Origin of the sequence: Paenactinomyces guangxiensis (assembly GCF_016055185.1) — a bacterium.
In the GTDB taxonomy this organism is placed as follows: domain Bacteria; phylum Bacillota; class Bacilli; order Thermoactinomycetales; family Thermoactinomycetaceae; genus Paenactinomyces; species Paenactinomyces guangxiensis.
Genome location: NZ_JAECVR010000008.1, coordinates 93,747 through 109,454 on the forward strand (window position 1 = coordinate 93,747; position 15,708 = coordinate 109,454).

Genomic DNA, 15,708 nt, shown 5'->3' on the forward strand with positions numbered 1-15,708 from the left:
CTATTTTTCAACCTGCTTCTGTTTGTTTTTAATGTTCTGATCCCAATACTCCATCCATTCTTTCTCTTTCTCCTGCATCACTTTCCAATCAATTTCCATCGGGGTAATTTTCGTCTCTGTAATCCAGGCCGGCAGGTTTTTAAGATCGGCACGGGTGGGAATACGATAATGGTTTTTCGCCAGATGGAGTGCGGCTTTCTCCGAGTTGACGAACTCATAAAACTCTTTTGCCGCTTCCGAATGTTTCGCCCCTTTTACCAGAGCAATTCCTTCAGTTAAAACAGGGGTACCGCTCCTGGGGATTACAAAGTCAAACGGATAGTTTTTCTTCTCCTTCAACATAACGGCATCAGGCATATTCCAAACAGTAATGGAGCCCTCTCCTCTGGCTATTTTGTTGTACATGATTTCCGGATTGGGTGAATACTCCTTGGTGTTGGCATCCAATTTGCCCAGCCATTCGTACCCCTGTTTCGGATCTTTGCTATCTTTGTAGGTTCGGTAAATCATCGCCGAGAAAATGGTTCTCATCGTTCCCGATGCCAGAGGGTACCGAATCAATATTTGATCTTTCCATTTCGGATCCAGTAAATCATCCCAATCTTGCGGAGCCTCCTGTTTGGAAACTTTATCGGTATTAAACATAATTACTTCCGGTGTTTGACTTGTTCCGGTCCAGCTGAAATCATCCGCTCTAAATTCTTTCGGCAGCGCATCAGCATAAGTGGGCTTGTATGGTTCCAGCAAGCCTTCATTTCTCGCTTGCTCAAACATCACCGAAGGCGCTCCCCACCAGACATCTGCCTGCGGATTTTGCTTTTCGGAGCGAACCCGGTCCAGTACCTCTTGTGACCCCATATCCAGCCACTGAACATCCGTATCGGGGTGTTCTTTTTCAAACATCTTCTCAAAATCTTGCAAAATATCTTTTCCATGCGGAGAGTAAATAACCACTTTCTCTTCTAATCCATGACTTGTTTTGTCCCCTGATGAATCCGGAGCCAGACAACCTGTTGCAACCAGGGTAATCAGGCTCGTCACCAACAATCCTTTCCAGACTGAATGTGAACGCATAGAAAACCCCCCTTGAAATGATAATAAAAAGAATCCGTTGAAAATCTGTGCAAGCGAACTGACCATTCATACTTCGTATATCCAAATAAATTTTATCACAATTAATACACTATTCATCCTTCTTTTTAGGAAATAGATCCTAAAAGAAATAGGACTATAGACAATTCTAACTATTTTTGCTATTCTTCCATTTGAAAGGGAGGGAAATGGATGGATAAAACCTGGCTTAAAAAACTGGCAGTTGTGTTTCTTACTGCCGCCTTATTTATTGGAACGCTGCTACCCGGTTCCCTGGTATACGGAGAACCTGAAGCAGACCCGGAGCTATGGAAGGTATTACAGCCCCTGGGTACAACTGTAAGCTTTATGAACACGGGAGCTCATCCGGATGATGAGCAAAGCGCCCTGCTCGCCTACCTTTCTCTGGGTAAAGGAGTAAGAACGGCAAGCGTTCTGGCCAACCGGGGTGAAGGCGGTCAAAACGAGATCGGTACAGAATTAGGGAACGGCCTGGGAATCATTCGCTCACGGGAGCTACAGGAAGCCGCCAACTTGCTGAACGTGAATCTCTTCCTGCTCAGTGAAAAGATTAATGATCCCATTTACGACTTCGGTTTCTCTAAGTCCCCGGAAGAAACCCTGGACAAGTGGGGGGAACAAATTGTCTATGAACGGTTGATCCGCCGGATTCGAACAGAGCGTCCGGATCTTGTGATGCCTTCATTCCGGGATGACCCTTCCCAACACGGACACCATCGTGCCATCAGTCAATTGACTCTCCGCGCCTTCAAAGATGCAGCTGATCCCCGTGTATTCCCGGAACATCTCCGCCAGGGTATCAAACCGTGGCAGGTGAAAAAGGTTTACTTGCCTGCCGCGAAGGATAAAGAAACATTGCGCTTCAATATCGGCACCGTCGATCCGGTTTACGGCCTTACCTATCCACAGTTGGGAGAAGAATCTCGAAAGCTCCACAAAAGCCAGGGGATGGGCCGCGATCTGCCCGTGGAGGATTATTGGGTGTCTCTGGAGCTTGTCCACTCTTCAGTCGGCAAAGTGAAACAGGAATCTACCATCTTTGAAGATATCCCCTATAACTTTCGTGATCAAAGCAAACAAATCTCTCACCCCGCTGTCAAACAAAGGCTCATCACCTTACAAGAACACCTTGAACAAGCGCAAAAAGCATATCCGGACCGGAAAAAAGCAGCCTTTCTCATCCAACGCTCCCTAAAGGAAACGAGTGAAATGGAAAGACTTGTTGCATCTGTACTTCCTAAAGAACAGCAACAGGATCTCTTATTTCTCCTGCAAAAAAAAGAGGAGCAGCTTGAAAAAGCCAGTGCCGTCACCGGTGGAGTGGAAGTTCAAATGTCTGCCGATCAGGCGATTCTGACCCGGGGGGCAACGAGCCGTTTTACCATTCAAATGAATCACAACGGTCATGCTCCGATCACACAGATAAAAGTAAAACCAGTTGTTCCGAAAAACTGGCAAGCGAAAATGGAGCGCTATCCGCCAACGCTCCTGCCGGGCAAAAAGGGAACCATCACCATACAGGTCCGGACACCTGCGGATGCATCCTTCTTCGATCCCTATGCTCCTTCTAGGGTCAGAGCAGAGTTACAATACCGGCTTCACGGAGTCACAGTGAAACGTATTGTCACATTAGACCCGAAGCGGCAAACGATGGCCTTGCTTCCGGATTGGGGCCTTCTATTAAACCCGGAAGCAACCATCATCAACACCGAAAAATCGGACAAAACAAGAAAGATCAGCGTTCAGGTGACCAATTATGTCCGGGGGGAAAGCTCAGGTGTTGTCACCCCGTCCCTGCCCGCCAGCTGGAAGGCAGTTCCTTCCTCGATCCCCGTCTCATTCGCCAGACAAGGCGAGAGCAAACAACTGCAATTTACGATCACTGCACCTGACTCCCTGCAGGCCAGGGCATATGAGATCGGATTTCAGGCTGTTGTGAACGGGCAGTCGTTTTCCGCCCAGGTTCAAAAAATACACTACAATCATATTGGTACCAGTTACCTGATCACTGATGCAAAAACCACGATTCAGGCCTTTCCCTTAAAATTGGCAAACAACCTGAATATAGCGTATGTCGACAGCGGCTTTGATCAAGTAGCCGATTACTTGCGCCAGGCGGGTTTAAATGTGACTGAATTAAATGAGCAGATGCTTTCATCGGGAGATCTGAGCCAGTACAACACCATCGTGGTAGGGATTCGCGCCTATCTCTCCCGCTCCGATCTTCTCAAGCACAATGACCGTCTGCTGGAATATGTGCGAAATGGCGGAAATGTGGTCATGCAATATCATAAACCCGGGGACCGTTGGAGTCCGGAGCTTGCTCCTTATCCGCTTACACCGGGTGATCCGTCCATTCAGTGGCGCGTCACCGATGAACATGCACCTGTCACTTTCTTGCAGCCGGACCATCCTTTGCTTCAAGCACCCAATCAAATATCGGCAGAGGATTTCTCGGGATGGGTGCAGGAGCGGGGACTCTACTTTCCTTCCAGTTGGGACCCTGCCTACACCCCGCTTCTTTCGATGGCCGACCCGGGCGAAAAGCCCTTTACCGGCGGCCTGCTAGTCGCCGATTATGGAAAAGGAACCTACATTTACAGCAGTCTGGTCTGGTACCGGCAGATTCAAAGTCAAGTTCCCGGCGGGTATCGAATGTTCGTCAATTTAATCAGTTATCCGAAAACAAAATAAGTGAAATGAAAAAACCAGAGAGTACCTGCCTGGTTTTTTCATTTTCAATAAATAGGTCCATTTTCGCTTTCCCTTTCATTACCAAGTTTGCTATTATATAAATTGTGGGAAATTTTTTGCAAGGAGAGGTATGTATGACCACAGTTGTATCTTCTGCTCCGATCGCGAAGGAGTACTATTACCATTTGCTTGAGGCAAGTTATCAACGTGCCAAACGGATCCTGGAAGAGATGGAACAGGCTCCGGAAAAATATTCTCCGGAAAAAATGAGAGAAACCATCGCCTATGTCTCTCATTTAAAAAAAGAGATGGAAGAGTATAAAATATAGCCTTCAGGGAGAGGAACAACCTCTCTTTTTTCATTTAAGAGTGTGCGAGACTTTGCGGGCTATTACCACTCAGAACATGAAGCAGAATTTTTTCTGCACAATCCTTTCAGGAAAAAATATAATAAAAAATATGTAGGCAAAGATGAAATTGGTTTTATATTCCTTAAATAAGAACCATCTCTTATTTACATATATTTCATTAATTGATATTTTATAATTTAAATCAATCGCCTTACTTGCCGGCTTTTTTATCCAATGTGCGGAACCCTTCTGATACCAGCATTTTCTCTTATAAATAGGCTTTTCAAATAACGGATTTCGCAATGGCACAAATACCCAAAAAACAAAAATAATAAAAATCATATTATTTTTTTATTTTAAGAAAGGATTCGACAATTATGCTGTCGAATAAGGAAATTAACCTAAAAAGAAAGGAGATGAACACACCCCCTTCCTGAAACCTTACCTCGCGCACCGGCTATTTTTACGCTCTATTCGGATCAGCGGGAACGGATTCTGGAAGGATGATTCAGGGGTGCGAAATAAATATTACACTGGAACAGGCAAGCGGGCGAAATTATCTGTCAAGTGGGAAAGTGATGATTATTCCGCAAGCCGGCAAGTGATTGATTCAAACATTCATTTCGATTGATAAATTAAAGGAGGATCCTATATGAAACGTTTCTTAAGCATCTTCACTGCCATTTTAATGATTGCACTGCTTGTTATCCCTTCTTCCATTTTTGCGGAATCTTCTTCCCCGGTAAGTCCCAAATATGTTCCGGGCCAGGTAATTGTTAAATTCAAAGCCGGAACTTCACAGAAATCGATGCAAGCCGCTCACTCCGAAGAGGGTACACAGGTTGTCAGCAAAAGCTCAAAGCTCGGTTTTGAAGTAGTTAAATTTAAAAATAAATCGGTCGAAGAGATGATCAAACAATACAAACAAAATCCCAATGTAGAATACGTGGAACCCAACTATTATTTCCACGCCACCTGGACTCCCAATGATCTCACCAGCAGTCAATGGGGACCGCAAAAAATCCAGGCCCCACAAGCTTGGGATGTGACCAGAAGCAGCAGCAACGTAAAAATTGCCATTGTTGACACAGGAGTACAATCCAACCATCCTGATCTCAGCGGAAAAGTGATTAACGGAAGAGACTTTGTTGATGATGACAATGTTTCCAATGATGCCAACGGCCACGGCACACACTGTGCAGGAATTGCCGCCGCTGTCACCAACAACGGTACCGGGATTGCGGGTATGGCCCCCAACGCCAGAATTTTAGCTGTTCGTGTACTGGATGCAAACGGAAGCGGCACGCTTGATGATGTGGCAAACGGGATTATCCACGCCGCTGACCAGGGCGCACAAGTGATCAGCCTCAGCCTGGGAGGTTCCTCTGGCACCAGCTCACTGCAAAACGCAGTCAATTATGCTGTGAACAAAGGCTCTGTTGTCGTCGCTGCTGCCGGCAATTCCGGCTCCTCCGCCCCCAGCTACCCGGCTTATTACAGCAATGCGATCGCTGTTGCATCCACAGATTCCGCTGACAGAAAATCTTCTTTCTCCAACTACGGCAGCTGGGTGGATGTAGCGGCTCCCGGATCTAGCATTTACTCCACTTACATCGGCAGTTCCTATCGTTCATTGAGCGGCACGTCAATGGCTACCCCTCACGTGGCCGGCTTAGCAGGACTGCTGGCTGCCCAGGGGAAAAACAACTCACAAATCCGCGCCGCGATTGAGAACACAGCGGATCAAATCAGCGGTACCGGAACATACTGGAGCTATGGTCGGGTTAATGCTGCCAAAGCTGTCAACTATTAAGAGGCAATGACAACCGAGGAGCAACCCGGCATCAGGCTTAGGTAGAAAAAATATGGCTCTTACTTTGTTGTCACAGACACAAAGTAAGAGCCATATTTTAATATGAGCACATCAGGGAACCCGGCATCTCATTTAGCGTACGATTGCCGGGTTGTTTTTTGGTTTACCGTTGCTTTCAGATACTGTTGAATTGACCTCCGGCATGTCATATTCAGAAAGGTAATTTGACGGTGAACCTCTCGCCATCGAAATGGCAAGCTTTTTGTTTTATCCGGCGTGGCAACCCACTGCCATCCACGAAGGCACGTTCCATGCCCTAAGCAAGGTTTAATTCCAGTTAACCGGATCTTTCCGGAACGTACCCCTTTGCTTTTTTTAGGATATTCCGTGCTGCTTTTACATCCCGGTCTGCGATATATCCACAAGAGCAACGCTGGATGCGTTCCCCTGTTTTTTTCACGATCTGCCCACACTCCGAACAAGCCTGTGATGTGTTGCAGGGGCCCGCCATTTCCTGTCAGGCTGGAAAGACTCGCCAACCATTGAACATGTACCGTAGGAACTACGGGAAGTTACGCTCGTGAAAAGGATCGCTTCAGACTCGTTGAAACGAGAAGCTCTGCCACATCAGTGGAGAGTAGTTCACTTTAGTCCTAAGCATTTAACATAAACCAGATGACTCCGACAATAAAAAAGAGAAGAGCAATGCTCCCTAGGATTCTTGGCAGATATTTCATCCGTTTCCCCCACCATACTATAATTCAACGCAATTCAACAACGGTTACTCCTGCTCCCCCTTCACCATGAGAACCGAGTCTGAACTGCTTAACACTGCGGTGTTTCCGCAAAAACTCCTGTACACCCGAACGCAGGGCACCTGTCCCTTTTCCGTGGATCAGTGAAACCTGTTTATATCCCGCCAGGACCGAGTCATCCAAATATTTATCAATCTCTATGATCGCTTCTTCAACCATTTTCCCCCGCAAATCAAGTTCGGGTCGTACATGATCTGTTGACCGTTTGATGGAAGAGCTTGGGGTTGGTGCAGAGTTTTTAGTCCCGGAAACCCGTTTTTCTATTTCCCGACGATGAACTTTCAGCTTTAGGATCCCTACCCGGACTTGAAACTCATCCTCACCCAAATCCTCCACAATCACTCCTTTTTGGTTGACTGAATGAACGAAAACCTCATCTCCGGGCTCAATCGTTTGCGCTTTAGCCGTATGACTTTTCACCTTATTGGGAAGTTTCATTTCCGGCACAGCTTGATCCAGGCGCTTTTTCGCTTCAATCAGCTGATGTTCTTTCATCTCCTGCGGTCGCGCTCTTGCCCATTCCCGCAATTGCCTGATCACTTCCTCCGCTTCCCGCTGGGCCGACGCAATGATCCGCCGGGCTTCTTGCCTAGCTTTTTCCCTGATTTGCGCTTTTTCTTCTTCCCACACATCAATTTGTTTCTTGAGATCTTCGACCAGCTGCTCGGCTTCTTCCCGCAGTTCCTCGGCTTTCTCCCGTTCTGCTGCTGCTTCTTTATGGTCATCCGTCAACGCGGTAATCATCTCTTCAAGACGATTTTCTTCACTGGTCAGATGTTTTTTCGCCTCGTTGATAATCTCCGCCGGCAGTCCTAAGCGGCTGGAAATCGCAAACGCATTGCTCCGTCCGGGAACCCCGATTAAGAGCCGGTAGGTTGGACGCAACGTTTCAACATCAAATTCCACACTGGCATTGACCGCCAGCGGATGAGAGTGGGCAAACAATTTTAGTTCACTGTAATGGGTGGTCGCCACGACCAGACAACCCTGATCCATCACATGTTCCAAAATGGCAATCGCCAATGCCGCCCCTTCCGCCGGGTCCGTTCCCGCCCCTAACTCATCAAATAAAACAAGGCTGTGGTTATCAATCACCTGTAAAATGCGAATAATGCTGGTCAGGTGGCTGGAAAAGGTGCTTAAGCTTTGTTCAATACTCTGTTCATCCCCAATATCGGCGTAGATGCCGCTAAAGACAGGCATGATGCTTTCTTCTTCCGCCGGAATGGGAAACCCGCTTTGAACCATCAGTGCAAATAAACCGATGGTTTTCAGTGTAACCGTCTTGCCTCCGGTATTGGGTCCGGTGATAATAATGGCTTGTTGCTCTTCATTCATCTGAACATCAATGGGAACAACCTCTTCCCGCGGAATCAGAGGGTGTCTGGCTTTTTTTAAGCGCATGGTCCGGTCCTCGGAGATGGCGGGACAAACCGCTTTCATGTCATAGGCAAAGCGGGCTTTGGCGAGAATGAAGTCAACTTCAGCCAGAATTGACAGATTCCGCTCCAGAGAAACTGCTTCCTCAGCCACTTCTGAAGTCAGTTGCCTTAAAATGCGTTCTATTTCTTTTTCTTCCGCCAGTTCCTGTTCACGCAGCTTGTTGTTCAACTGGACGACCGATTCAGGCTCAATAAATAAAGTCGCACCGGAAGCAGACTGATCGTGGACGATCCCCCCGAAAGCAGTCCGGTACTCCTGTTTAACCGGAATCACATACCGATCATAGCGTTGTGTAATGATTGGCTCTTGCATCATCTTCAAATAATGCGAGCTGCGGAGCATCTGGTTCAAAGTCTGATGAACCTGTTGACGAATTTGCCCGATCGTATGACGGATTTTGCCCAGCACCGGACTTGCCTGATCCGTCACCACTCCCTGATCGTCAATGCATGCCTCAATCCTTTTTTCCAGATGATCCAGGCTCTCAATCTGTTCAGTAAGTCCTCGCAAAATGGGCAGCGGGGCTGTATCTTCCTCCACCTGGCGAATCAGGGATTTACTTTTTCGACCGGCGGTGATCGTACTTGCCACATCAAGTAAATCCGCTTCACTGAGCAAACCGCCAATTTTAGCCCGTCGAATCGAAGAGCGGATATCACGCACTCCTCCTAAATGAACATCACCTTTCAGACGGAGAAGATCCATGCCTTCACTTGTTGCCTGCAAACGAATTTTCACTTCCTCAACCGAGGGTGAGGGTGTTACTTCTGCTACTTTTTCTTTCCCTAGCTGAGAAGATGCCCGATTTTTGACCATCTCTCTCACTTGATTGAATTCCAATGGATTCAGCGTCCAATGCTCCACGCCGGCAACACCTCTGTCTAAAAAATCCTCCTCTATTATAACATGACCTTCGTGCACTTTCTGTTTAACTAACACCAATTTGAAGCAAAATAACGGTGCCCTTTTAACCTCTGATGGAAGGAGGAACCCGATGCGTCATTTTATCCGCTTTTTGAGTTGTTTATCAGTGTTACTTCTTGTGAACATGATGGTACCGGGATTTTCATCCAACGGGCTGATTTATACATGTTTAGCTGCTCTAGTTATCACAGTCACCAGCTGGTTCATCGAAACATTGCTTGGACGTGATATTTCTCCCTTTGCCAGAGGAGTGATCGGGATGGGGACCACTGCACTCATCCTTTTGCTGGCTCCTCCTGTTATTCCCGCTTTTCAAACCCGTCTCCTCGGTATCATTCTAAGCGCGTTACTTGTCGGCTTTATCGATATTTTTGTCCCTGTGGGTGCCAGATTTACTACGAAATAAAAATCGAGCCATACGTGATGCATGGCCCGATTTTTTGTGTGTCTGTGTTTATCGGGTGAAAATGTGCTTCCCGATCCTTTTAATCTGTGGCCGGTTCCAGATCCAATTTGATGTCGCCCGCGCAGGGTTGAAATAGTAGAGGGCACCACCGGACGGATCCCAGCCGTTCAGGGCATCCATGACTGCTTTTTTCGCGGATTCACTGGGTTCCAACCAGATTTGCCCGTCTGCCACAGCCTCAAACGCTAAGGGTTGAAAGACGACACCGGAAATGGTATTGGGAAATTTCTCGCTTTCAATCCGGTTAAGGATCACTGCAGCAACTGCCACTTGACCGATATAAGGCTCTCCCCTCGACTCGGAATGAACAGCCTGGGCGAAAAGCCTTAAGTCGTTCTGGCTGAAGCCATGTGAAGACTTCGGAACCCGAGCCGGAGCCCGGCGGGCCTGTGGTTGCGGCGGACGGTATTTCTTCGTGGCCGCCCGTAACTTGGTTAAGGTCTCCGGTCCGGCTATTCCGTCAATCTTCAAACCAAATTCATACTGGAAAAGCCGTACCGCACGGTAAGTTCGATTCCCAAAAACCCCATCTGTTTTTCCCGTATAGAATCCGATAAACTTCAAGCGGCCCTGAAGATCGGCAACATCTCCCCCTCGTGCCCCTTTCTTCAGTGTCAATCCTTTCGGCCTCACACCCGGACGCCAATTCTTTGTGGCTTTCCATAGTTTTAATTTTGTTTTGGGGCCAACCAGTCCGTCCACTTTCATCCCGAAGCGGTATTGAAAGAGGCGTACCGCATTATTGGTTCGGGTGGAGAAGATACCGTCCACTTTTCCCGTATAAAAACCGAGAAATTTGAGCCGTCCCTGCAGCTCATAAACATCTCCTCCCCGCGCCCCAATTTTTAAGATACCAGGGCCAAAAGCATGGTAATGAGAAGTGCCTTTTAACTGAAACGCGGCCAACTCTTGTCCGGCGCTAACGGTAAATATTCCTGCAACCAGAATACAGGTGAGAATAAGATAAACAGTTTTTCGGATGCGCATAGCAAAACCACAACCCTTTCAAGGTTGAAATTCTGCTGTTATTATTCCGATATTTTGTTTCTCTATACACACAAAGAAAACGGGGACTACTTTCCTTTTTTCAACCTTTTTCTGAGATCCTTCAGCGGCATCGTATTAATCACATCCTGTTTCTCCAGCCATCCCCGGCGGGCCGTCGCGATCCCGAAAAAAATATTGGCCAGCCCTTCGGCAGAATGCGCATCTGTATTAATCGTAAACGTGAGTCCATATTCTTCTTTTGCTTTTTTCAACAGCTCATCATTTAAATCAAGGCGATGGGGATTGGCATTCAATTCCAAAATCGTACCCGTATCCGCCGCTGTTTGAAAGAGATCATCAATATCCACTTGATACGGATCCCTGCGCTGAATTAGACGCCCCGTAGGATGGGCGATAATGTCTACATGGGGGTTTTCCATCGCTTCCACGATTCTGCGGGTCATTGTTTTCTCATCCTGGCGGAAACTGCTGTGGATCGAAGCAATGACGATATCCATCTGTTCCAGTAATTCATCCGGAAAATCCAGCCGTCCGTCAGGCAGGATATCCATCTCAGTCCCCCTCAAAATTGTAAAGTTCTCCAGCTCTTCATTTACCTTTTGAATCTCTTCCCACTGCTCAAAGATCTCATCCATGGTCAGCCCGCTGGCCACTTTTAAAGACTGCGAGTGATCTGTTATGGCAATATACTCATATCCCCGTTCCTGTGCCGCCTTTGCCATCTTGTAGATACTGTCGGCCCCGTCACTGTAAAGGCTGTGCATATGTAAATCTCCTCGGTAATCTTCGATCCGGATAAGTTCGGGAAGCTCCCCCTGCTCCGCCTTTTCCATTTCCCCGCGATCTTCCCGCAGTTCAGGAGGGATATACGGCAGCTCCAGATGGGAAAAAAAATCCGCTTCATCAGCAAATGTTTTTGTTTCCTCTGTCTCCGGGTTAAAAATCCCGTATTCACTCACTTTCCAGCCATACTGTTTGGCGCGTTGACGTATGCGTACATTATGCTCTTTAGAGCCCGTAAAATGATGCCAGGCACTGGCAAATTGATCCGGTGTGACCAGACGGACATCGACGGACATCTCAATCCCTTCCGCCTCGACGATAACGCTTACTTTGGTTTCCCCCTGGTTGACAACTTCAACTACTTCCGGCAGGGACACAATCCACTCGCTCACTTCTCCGGGCTCCCGGGTGGCCACCACAAAATCAATATCCTTGATCGTTTCCCTCAGCCGGCGGATACTGCCGGCCATCTCCACCCGTATAATCTTCTCGCCCTTTGCCAATTGTTCTTTGAACCGATGCGCGACCCGTAACGCTTCATGAAGCAGGCGCCTTTCCGGCCGCTTTCCAAACCGGGCTATCTCCTCCAGTATTTTTTGCTCTTTTTTGGGGCCGAATCCAGGCAGTTCGCGAATCTGCTGCTGTTCGGCCGCTGTTTGCAGTGCTTGAAGATTAGTGATATCCAATTCACGATATAACGTGTAGATCGACTTCGGACCGAGCCCCGGTATATGAAGCAAATCGGGCAACTCAGGCGGAAGCTGTTGCCGCAGCTCTTCCAGTTGGCCAGACCTTCCTGTCGCAATAATCTCTTCAATCACCCCCGCCGTCCCTTTGCCCACTCCCGGTAATTCTTCCAGGTGATCTCTCAACTCTGCCACAGCATGACGGCTGTTTTCCACCGACCGTGCCGCTCTCCGATAAGCATTTACCTTAAAAGGATTTTCCCCGCTCAATTCCATAAAATCAGCGAGCTCGTTTAAAATCGCTGCGATTTGTGCGTTTGTCATCAAACTCCACCTCCTGGCGTTATTTTTCCCCGGCCACCCGATTGGTAGCCTCCCTGATCCATGGAGATCCGAAGGACCAGAAAAAAGACTGCCGGCTAGTTATTCATCTTCGTCAAGATCAACTTCACGGATAATTAATTTTTTGATTTCATCCGGAAAGCTCTCTTGTTCAGCAAATAAATGGATAAATTCAACCGGATACTCTTTACACATGCTAGAGCGCAGCATTGCCGTCACCCAGGCGGTGATCTTTTGCAACTCCTTGACTTCCCAGACAGACCAGTATGGAAAAGACTCGATCTTTTCTTGCAAGTCTTTGATGCCTGAATCCAACGTTTCCAAGCAAAGGACAAAGGTATGCGGGACTTCAATAATAGCCAGATAACCAGCCCTGTCATCAGAAAACTTTGGTCCAGGATATCTATGTGTTGCTGTATTGTTGATTCATACAGTCTCTTTACATTTATGAAATGCCACTCCAACTCATCACATACTCTTTTCTGTTCGTTTCGATTCGCGCCAACTTCTAAACCAACGATCACACTAAGTCGAAGAATACCTGAAAACAATTTTAAAAATAATTTATATATAATTAAATAAAATAATTCTATGTTAGCTTGATATTCTTACGAAATGTTTTTAACAATGGATAATATATCCAATTAATGCTTTATAATGGAATTAAGAATGATTTTAAAGATTTTTCGCACCGGAAACCGAACACATGTGTAATTCTTTCACTTAATTTTCTTTCACTTTTATGTCTGTTTAGTATAAAAGAATACGAGGTGAGGAAATGAGCAAAAAAATAGAAACCCAGCGAATGGATATACGGGTTCCAGTTCAGTTGCTGAAAGAAATAGAGAAATACCAGGAACAACAAGGAATCCATCTCCAACTGCAAAATAAATGTCACCAGTGATCAACTGCAATGCTGGAGCCAGTTCGTAAAGGATTGTCAGACTTGCGGGAGGGGAAATGATCCCCTCCCGCAAGTCTGACGTACTGATTCATCTCACGCTTATAGAAGCGGGAGTCTTCTCGGTGCATTATGATAAATAATGTGACAAATATATCTCACAACGGGCTATTAAAAAACGATGTCTTATCATTTTCTTCCAACCACAAAATGCTTGTCACACCGCGGGGATAATATTTGCTGCCGGCAATTTTGCCGGAAATGATCTGGTCACTCCAGCTCCAGACAGACAGTGCCGGGTGGGTCAGCCATTTCACATGGGCCGAATCTGCGCGGGCTCCTTTTTCATCCCATTTCCAGCCAAGAATTTTTCTCGCAACGAACTGGCAAAGGTAAATTTTACTCAACCAGGAGTTGTTGCTCGTAGAGGAAATTTTCCAGCCGCCATCTTCAAACAGGCAGATTCCTTCTGTGAGCACTGTCCTAAGATGGGTCTTTAAGGCCCGGATATAGGCCCCAAAACGTCCGTCTTCCTTAAGAGCTTCAGCACAGTTTGTAAAATACGGAAACAGCAGTCCCTCAATCGCGGGGATGATTTTGGAATCATTTCCCTCGCCAATCACCGCCGGAATGTACCCACCCGGAGTGACGTGGCTGACGATGGTGCCGGCGCATTTTTCCGCCTGGGCACCTGCTTCTTTAGCCAGATCAGGCTTGCCGTTTTCCGCAAACAGTTTTTCAAGAGCAATATAGGAGGCCCAGATCTTCCCTGCAAGGTAAATATTGTTCCTTGCCTGTCCAAGTGAAACATCCAGGCTGTCATAAGTGGTAATTTCCGCTCCTCCCATAACCCGGGACGAATCAAGCCCCATCAGTCCGTTGCGTTTTTCAGGCTCCGGATGGTCACGGTTCAGCATGCTTTCAAAACATCTGACAAACAGGTCGAAATGGCCTTTCAGCCACTCCTTGTCCCCGGTCTGCTCTACATAGACGGCAGCAGTCAAAATCCAGTTCACCAGCTGCTCATGTGTCATATGGGAGAAGCAGCCATCCAGGCCGTACAACTCATAAGAAGAGTACCCCGGGCGTGATATGGTGTTGGCTACCCCCATATCATGAGTAAAGCTGATGCCGCCGGGATATTCGGTATCATCCCCGGGAAAGCGAACCGTATCTTCATAGCTGAAACGTTTGACAAACATATCAAGTTCATTTCTCACGGTCCACGGATTCATTCTCAGTTCAAAAAACAGCTGGTCAACCGTCAGATCAAATGTGTTCATCATGCGATATTCGCCTTCATTGACTACCCAGAACGGCTCTCCATCCGCGTCAAGCAACTGGGTGGAACCATAATAACTGCGGATTGAGTGGATAAGCATAAACTTTTGATCATCGGATAAGTGATCAGCCTGTTCCACCAACTCATTTGCCTCTTTGCATTGTTCCGCGATTTCGGAAAAATGGTCAAGCGCAAAGGCAGCGACCGACTCAATGTCAGGGAAATAGCGGGTATAGTAATAGGAAGTATCCATTCCGGCTGTGACGACCCCTCCACGGTAAAAACAAACAGCGAATTGGTATGTGCACCGTTCTCCGGGCGGTACATCGACAACGAGTGTCGCAAGTGAACCGAGTCCAAAGGTCCAGTTCTCTTCCTGCGGAGTTGTAAGGACATTTTCAATACTGAAATGCGTCGCAGACTTCACACCCGGATCTTTTGAAACAATCGCAGTAATCCGCCCTTGCCCAACTCCTGTCATTCCTTCACTTGTGTCATCCAGTCTGCGCATGGAGCTGTACGGATCACTGCCTTGGTAGCCGAAAAATGCACGGCGCGGCTTCCTTCCTTTGGTGTTGTCAACTGTCAGTTCGGCCAGGACAGCTGGCACGAGCGCCAGTTTCAGTTCCGTCTCCGTTGCTGCTGCCGGGTCAGGTACTGACCGGGCCTGTGAATAGATGGTAAAGCTCAAGTCCCCGGCCGTCCATGTGTCTGTACCCAGCTTGAAATCCCTCTTCACGCGATCCCTTGAAAAAGGAATAATGATCCTTGGCTTATCAGGATTGGGATCCATATTTTCAATATCATAGCGTTTACTGTCATCCTCATCCACTGATACAAAAAAGGGGAGAGCTTCATAAATCCCTTCCCGGTCCAAAGACTCAGCCCCAATATAAACATTCTGGCGCGGAGGCCGGCCAAGCTCAAGGTCAAGACCGCCGCCGTTCCCTGGAAAGCCGAGTGTAAAACTTGAAAATGCACCAATGGGTGAGTGGTGAGCATTGAAAAACATGTTCCGATTCATCAAATCCCCCACTTTCATTTTTTGAGAGACTGGTCCTCTCCAAAGAGACTGCTGTATTTATAAA

At 47.3% G+C, this 15,708-nt stretch carries 12 protein-coding genes; 5 read left to right on the forward strand and 7 right to left on the reverse strand.

The window, feature by feature from the left end; genetic code table 11:
- The gene (locus I8U27_RS09580) at positions 1-1,074 is read right to left on the reverse strand and encodes an extracellular solute-binding protein (RefSeq protein ID WP_181751804.1); all 1,074 of its coding nucleotides are present in this window, start codon (positions 1,072-1,074) and stop codon (positions 1-3) included.
- A gap of 210 nt (positions 1,075-1,284) precedes the next feature.
- Here I8U27_RS09580 and I8U27_RS09585 point away from each other — a divergent pair, with 210 nt between their 5' ends.
- From I8U27_RS09585 to I8U27_RS09595, 3 genes are all read left to right on the forward strand, one after another.
- Positions 1,285-3,807 (forward strand): PIG-L family deacetylase, encoded by a 2,523-nt coding sequence (locus tag I8U27_RS09585; protein ID WP_181751803.1) that lies wholly within the window; start codon positions 1,285-1,287, stop codon positions 3,805-3,807.
- A 134-nt stretch (positions 3,808-3,941) separates the two neighbouring features.
- The gene (locus I8U27_RS09590; protein ID WP_181751802.1) at positions 3,942-4,136 is read left to right on the forward strand and encodes a hypothetical protein; all 195 of its coding nucleotides are present in this window, start codon (positions 3,942-3,944) and stop codon (positions 4,134-4,136) included.
- A gap of 709 nt (positions 4,137-4,845) precedes the next feature.
- On the forward strand, positions 4,846-5,970 hold the full coding sequence (locus I8U27_RS09595; protein WP_374057923.1) for a S8 family peptidase: 1,125 nt from the start codon (positions 4,846-4,848) through the stop codon (positions 5,968-5,970).
- Between the two features lie 337 nt (positions 5,971-6,307).
- Here I8U27_RS09595 and I8U27_RS21335 read toward each other — a convergent pair whose 3' ends face one another.
- Both I8U27_RS21335 and I8U27_RS09605 read right to left on the reverse strand, forming a co-directional pair.
- Positions 6,308-6,481: a zinc ribbon domain-containing protein gene (locus I8U27_RS21335; protein ID WP_181751800.1), complete on the reverse strand. Its 174-nt coding sequence runs from the start codon at positions 6,479-6,481 to the stop codon at positions 6,308-6,310.
- Between the two features lie 250 nt (positions 6,482-6,731).
- Positions 6,732-9,092 (reverse strand): endonuclease MutS2, encoded by a 2,361-nt coding sequence (locus I8U27_RS09605; RefSeq protein ID WP_181751799.1) that lies wholly within the window; start codon positions 9,090-9,092, stop codon positions 6,732-6,734.
- Between the two features lie 130 nt (positions 9,093-9,222).
- On the opposite strand from I8U27_RS09605, the gene I8U27_RS09610 reads away from it, so the two are divergent.
- On the forward strand, positions 9,223-9,558 hold the full coding sequence (locus I8U27_RS09610) for a phage holin family protein (protein ID WP_181751798.1): 336 nt from the start codon (positions 9,223-9,225) through the stop codon (positions 9,556-9,558).
- 48 nt (positions 9,559-9,606) lie between these two features.
- Here the strand turns inward: I8U27_RS09610 and sleB are convergent, their stop codons facing one another.
- The 3 genes from sleB to I8U27_RS09625 form a co-directional block, all read right to left on the reverse strand.
- Positions 9,607-10,605 (reverse strand): spore cortex-lytic enzyme, encoded by a 999-nt coding sequence (sleB, locus tag I8U27_RS21340; protein WP_198065863.1) that lies wholly within the window; start codon positions 10,603-10,605, stop codon positions 9,607-9,609.
- An 86-nt stretch (positions 10,606-10,691) separates the two neighbouring features.
- Positions 10,692-12,419, reverse strand: coding sequence for a DNA polymerase/3'-5' exonuclease PolX (polX, locus tag I8U27_RS09620; RefSeq protein WP_181751797.1), 1,728 nt, complete (start codon positions 12,417-12,419; stop codon positions 10,692-10,694).
- A 99-nt stretch (positions 12,420-12,518) separates the two neighbouring features.
- Positions 12,519-12,752: a hypothetical protein gene (locus I8U27_RS09625; RefSeq protein ID WP_181751796.1), complete on the reverse strand. Its 234-nt coding sequence runs from the start codon at positions 12,750-12,752 to the stop codon at positions 12,519-12,521.
- A gap of 463 nt (positions 12,753-13,215) precedes the next feature.
- Between I8U27_RS09625 and I8U27_RS20990 the strand changes: the two genes are divergently transcribed.
- Positions 13,216-13,341, forward strand: coding sequence for a hypothetical protein (locus I8U27_RS20990; RefSeq protein WP_258567769.1), 126 nt, complete (start codon positions 13,216-13,218; stop codon positions 13,339-13,341).
- Positions 13,342-13,496: 155 nt separating this feature from the next.
- Here I8U27_RS20990 and I8U27_RS09630 read toward each other — a convergent pair whose 3' ends face one another.
- Positions 13,497-15,644, reverse strand: coding sequence for a glycoside hydrolase family 52 protein (locus I8U27_RS09630; protein ID WP_181751795.1), 2,148 nt, complete (start codon positions 15,642-15,644; stop codon positions 13,497-13,499).
- Positions 15,645-15,708 lie beyond the last annotated feature (64 nt).

What these genes read in the sequence shown, in the direction of transcription:
- I8U27_RS09580 (WP_181751804.1), bottom strand. Translation starts at nt 1,074, where the DNA reads ATGCGTTCACATTCAGTCTGGAAAGGATTGTTGGTGACGAGCCTGATT.
- I8U27_RS09585 (WP_181751803.1), top strand. Translation starts at nt 1,285, where the DNA reads ATGGATAAAACCTGGCTTAAAAAACTGGCAGTTGTGTTTCTTACTGCC.
- I8U27_RS09590 (WP_181751802.1), top strand. Translation starts at nt 3,942, where the DNA reads ATGACCACAGTTGTATCTTCTGCTCCGATCGCGAAGGAGTACTATTAC.
- I8U27_RS09595 (WP_374057923.1), top strand. Translation starts at nt 4,846, where the DNA reads ATGATTGCACTGCTTGTTATCCCTTCTTCCATTTTTGCGGAATCTTCT.
- I8U27_RS21335 (WP_181751800.1), bottom strand. Translation starts at nt 6,481, where the DNA reads ATGGCGGGCCCCTGCAACACATCACAGGCTTGTTCGGAGTGTGGGCAG.
- I8U27_RS09610 (WP_181751798.1), top strand. Translation starts at nt 9,223, where the DNA reads ATGCGTCATTTTATCCGCTTTTTGAGTTGTTTATCAGTGTTACTTCTT.
- sleB (WP_198065863.1), bottom strand. Translation starts at nt 10,605, where the DNA reads ATGCGCATCCGAAAAACTGTTTATCTTATTCTCACCTGTATTCTGGTT.
- polX (WP_181751797.1), bottom strand. Translation starts at nt 12,419, where the DNA reads ATGACAAACGCACAAATCGCAGCGATTTTAAACGAGCTCGCTGATTTT.
- I8U27_RS20990 (WP_258567769.1), top strand. Translation starts at nt 13,216, where the DNA reads ATGAGCAAAAAAATAGAAACCCAGCGAATGGATATACGGGTTCCAGTT.
- I8U27_RS09630 (WP_181751795.1), bottom strand. Translation starts at nt 15,644, where the DNA reads ATGAATCGGAACATGTTTTTCAATGCTCACCACTCACCCATTGGTGCA.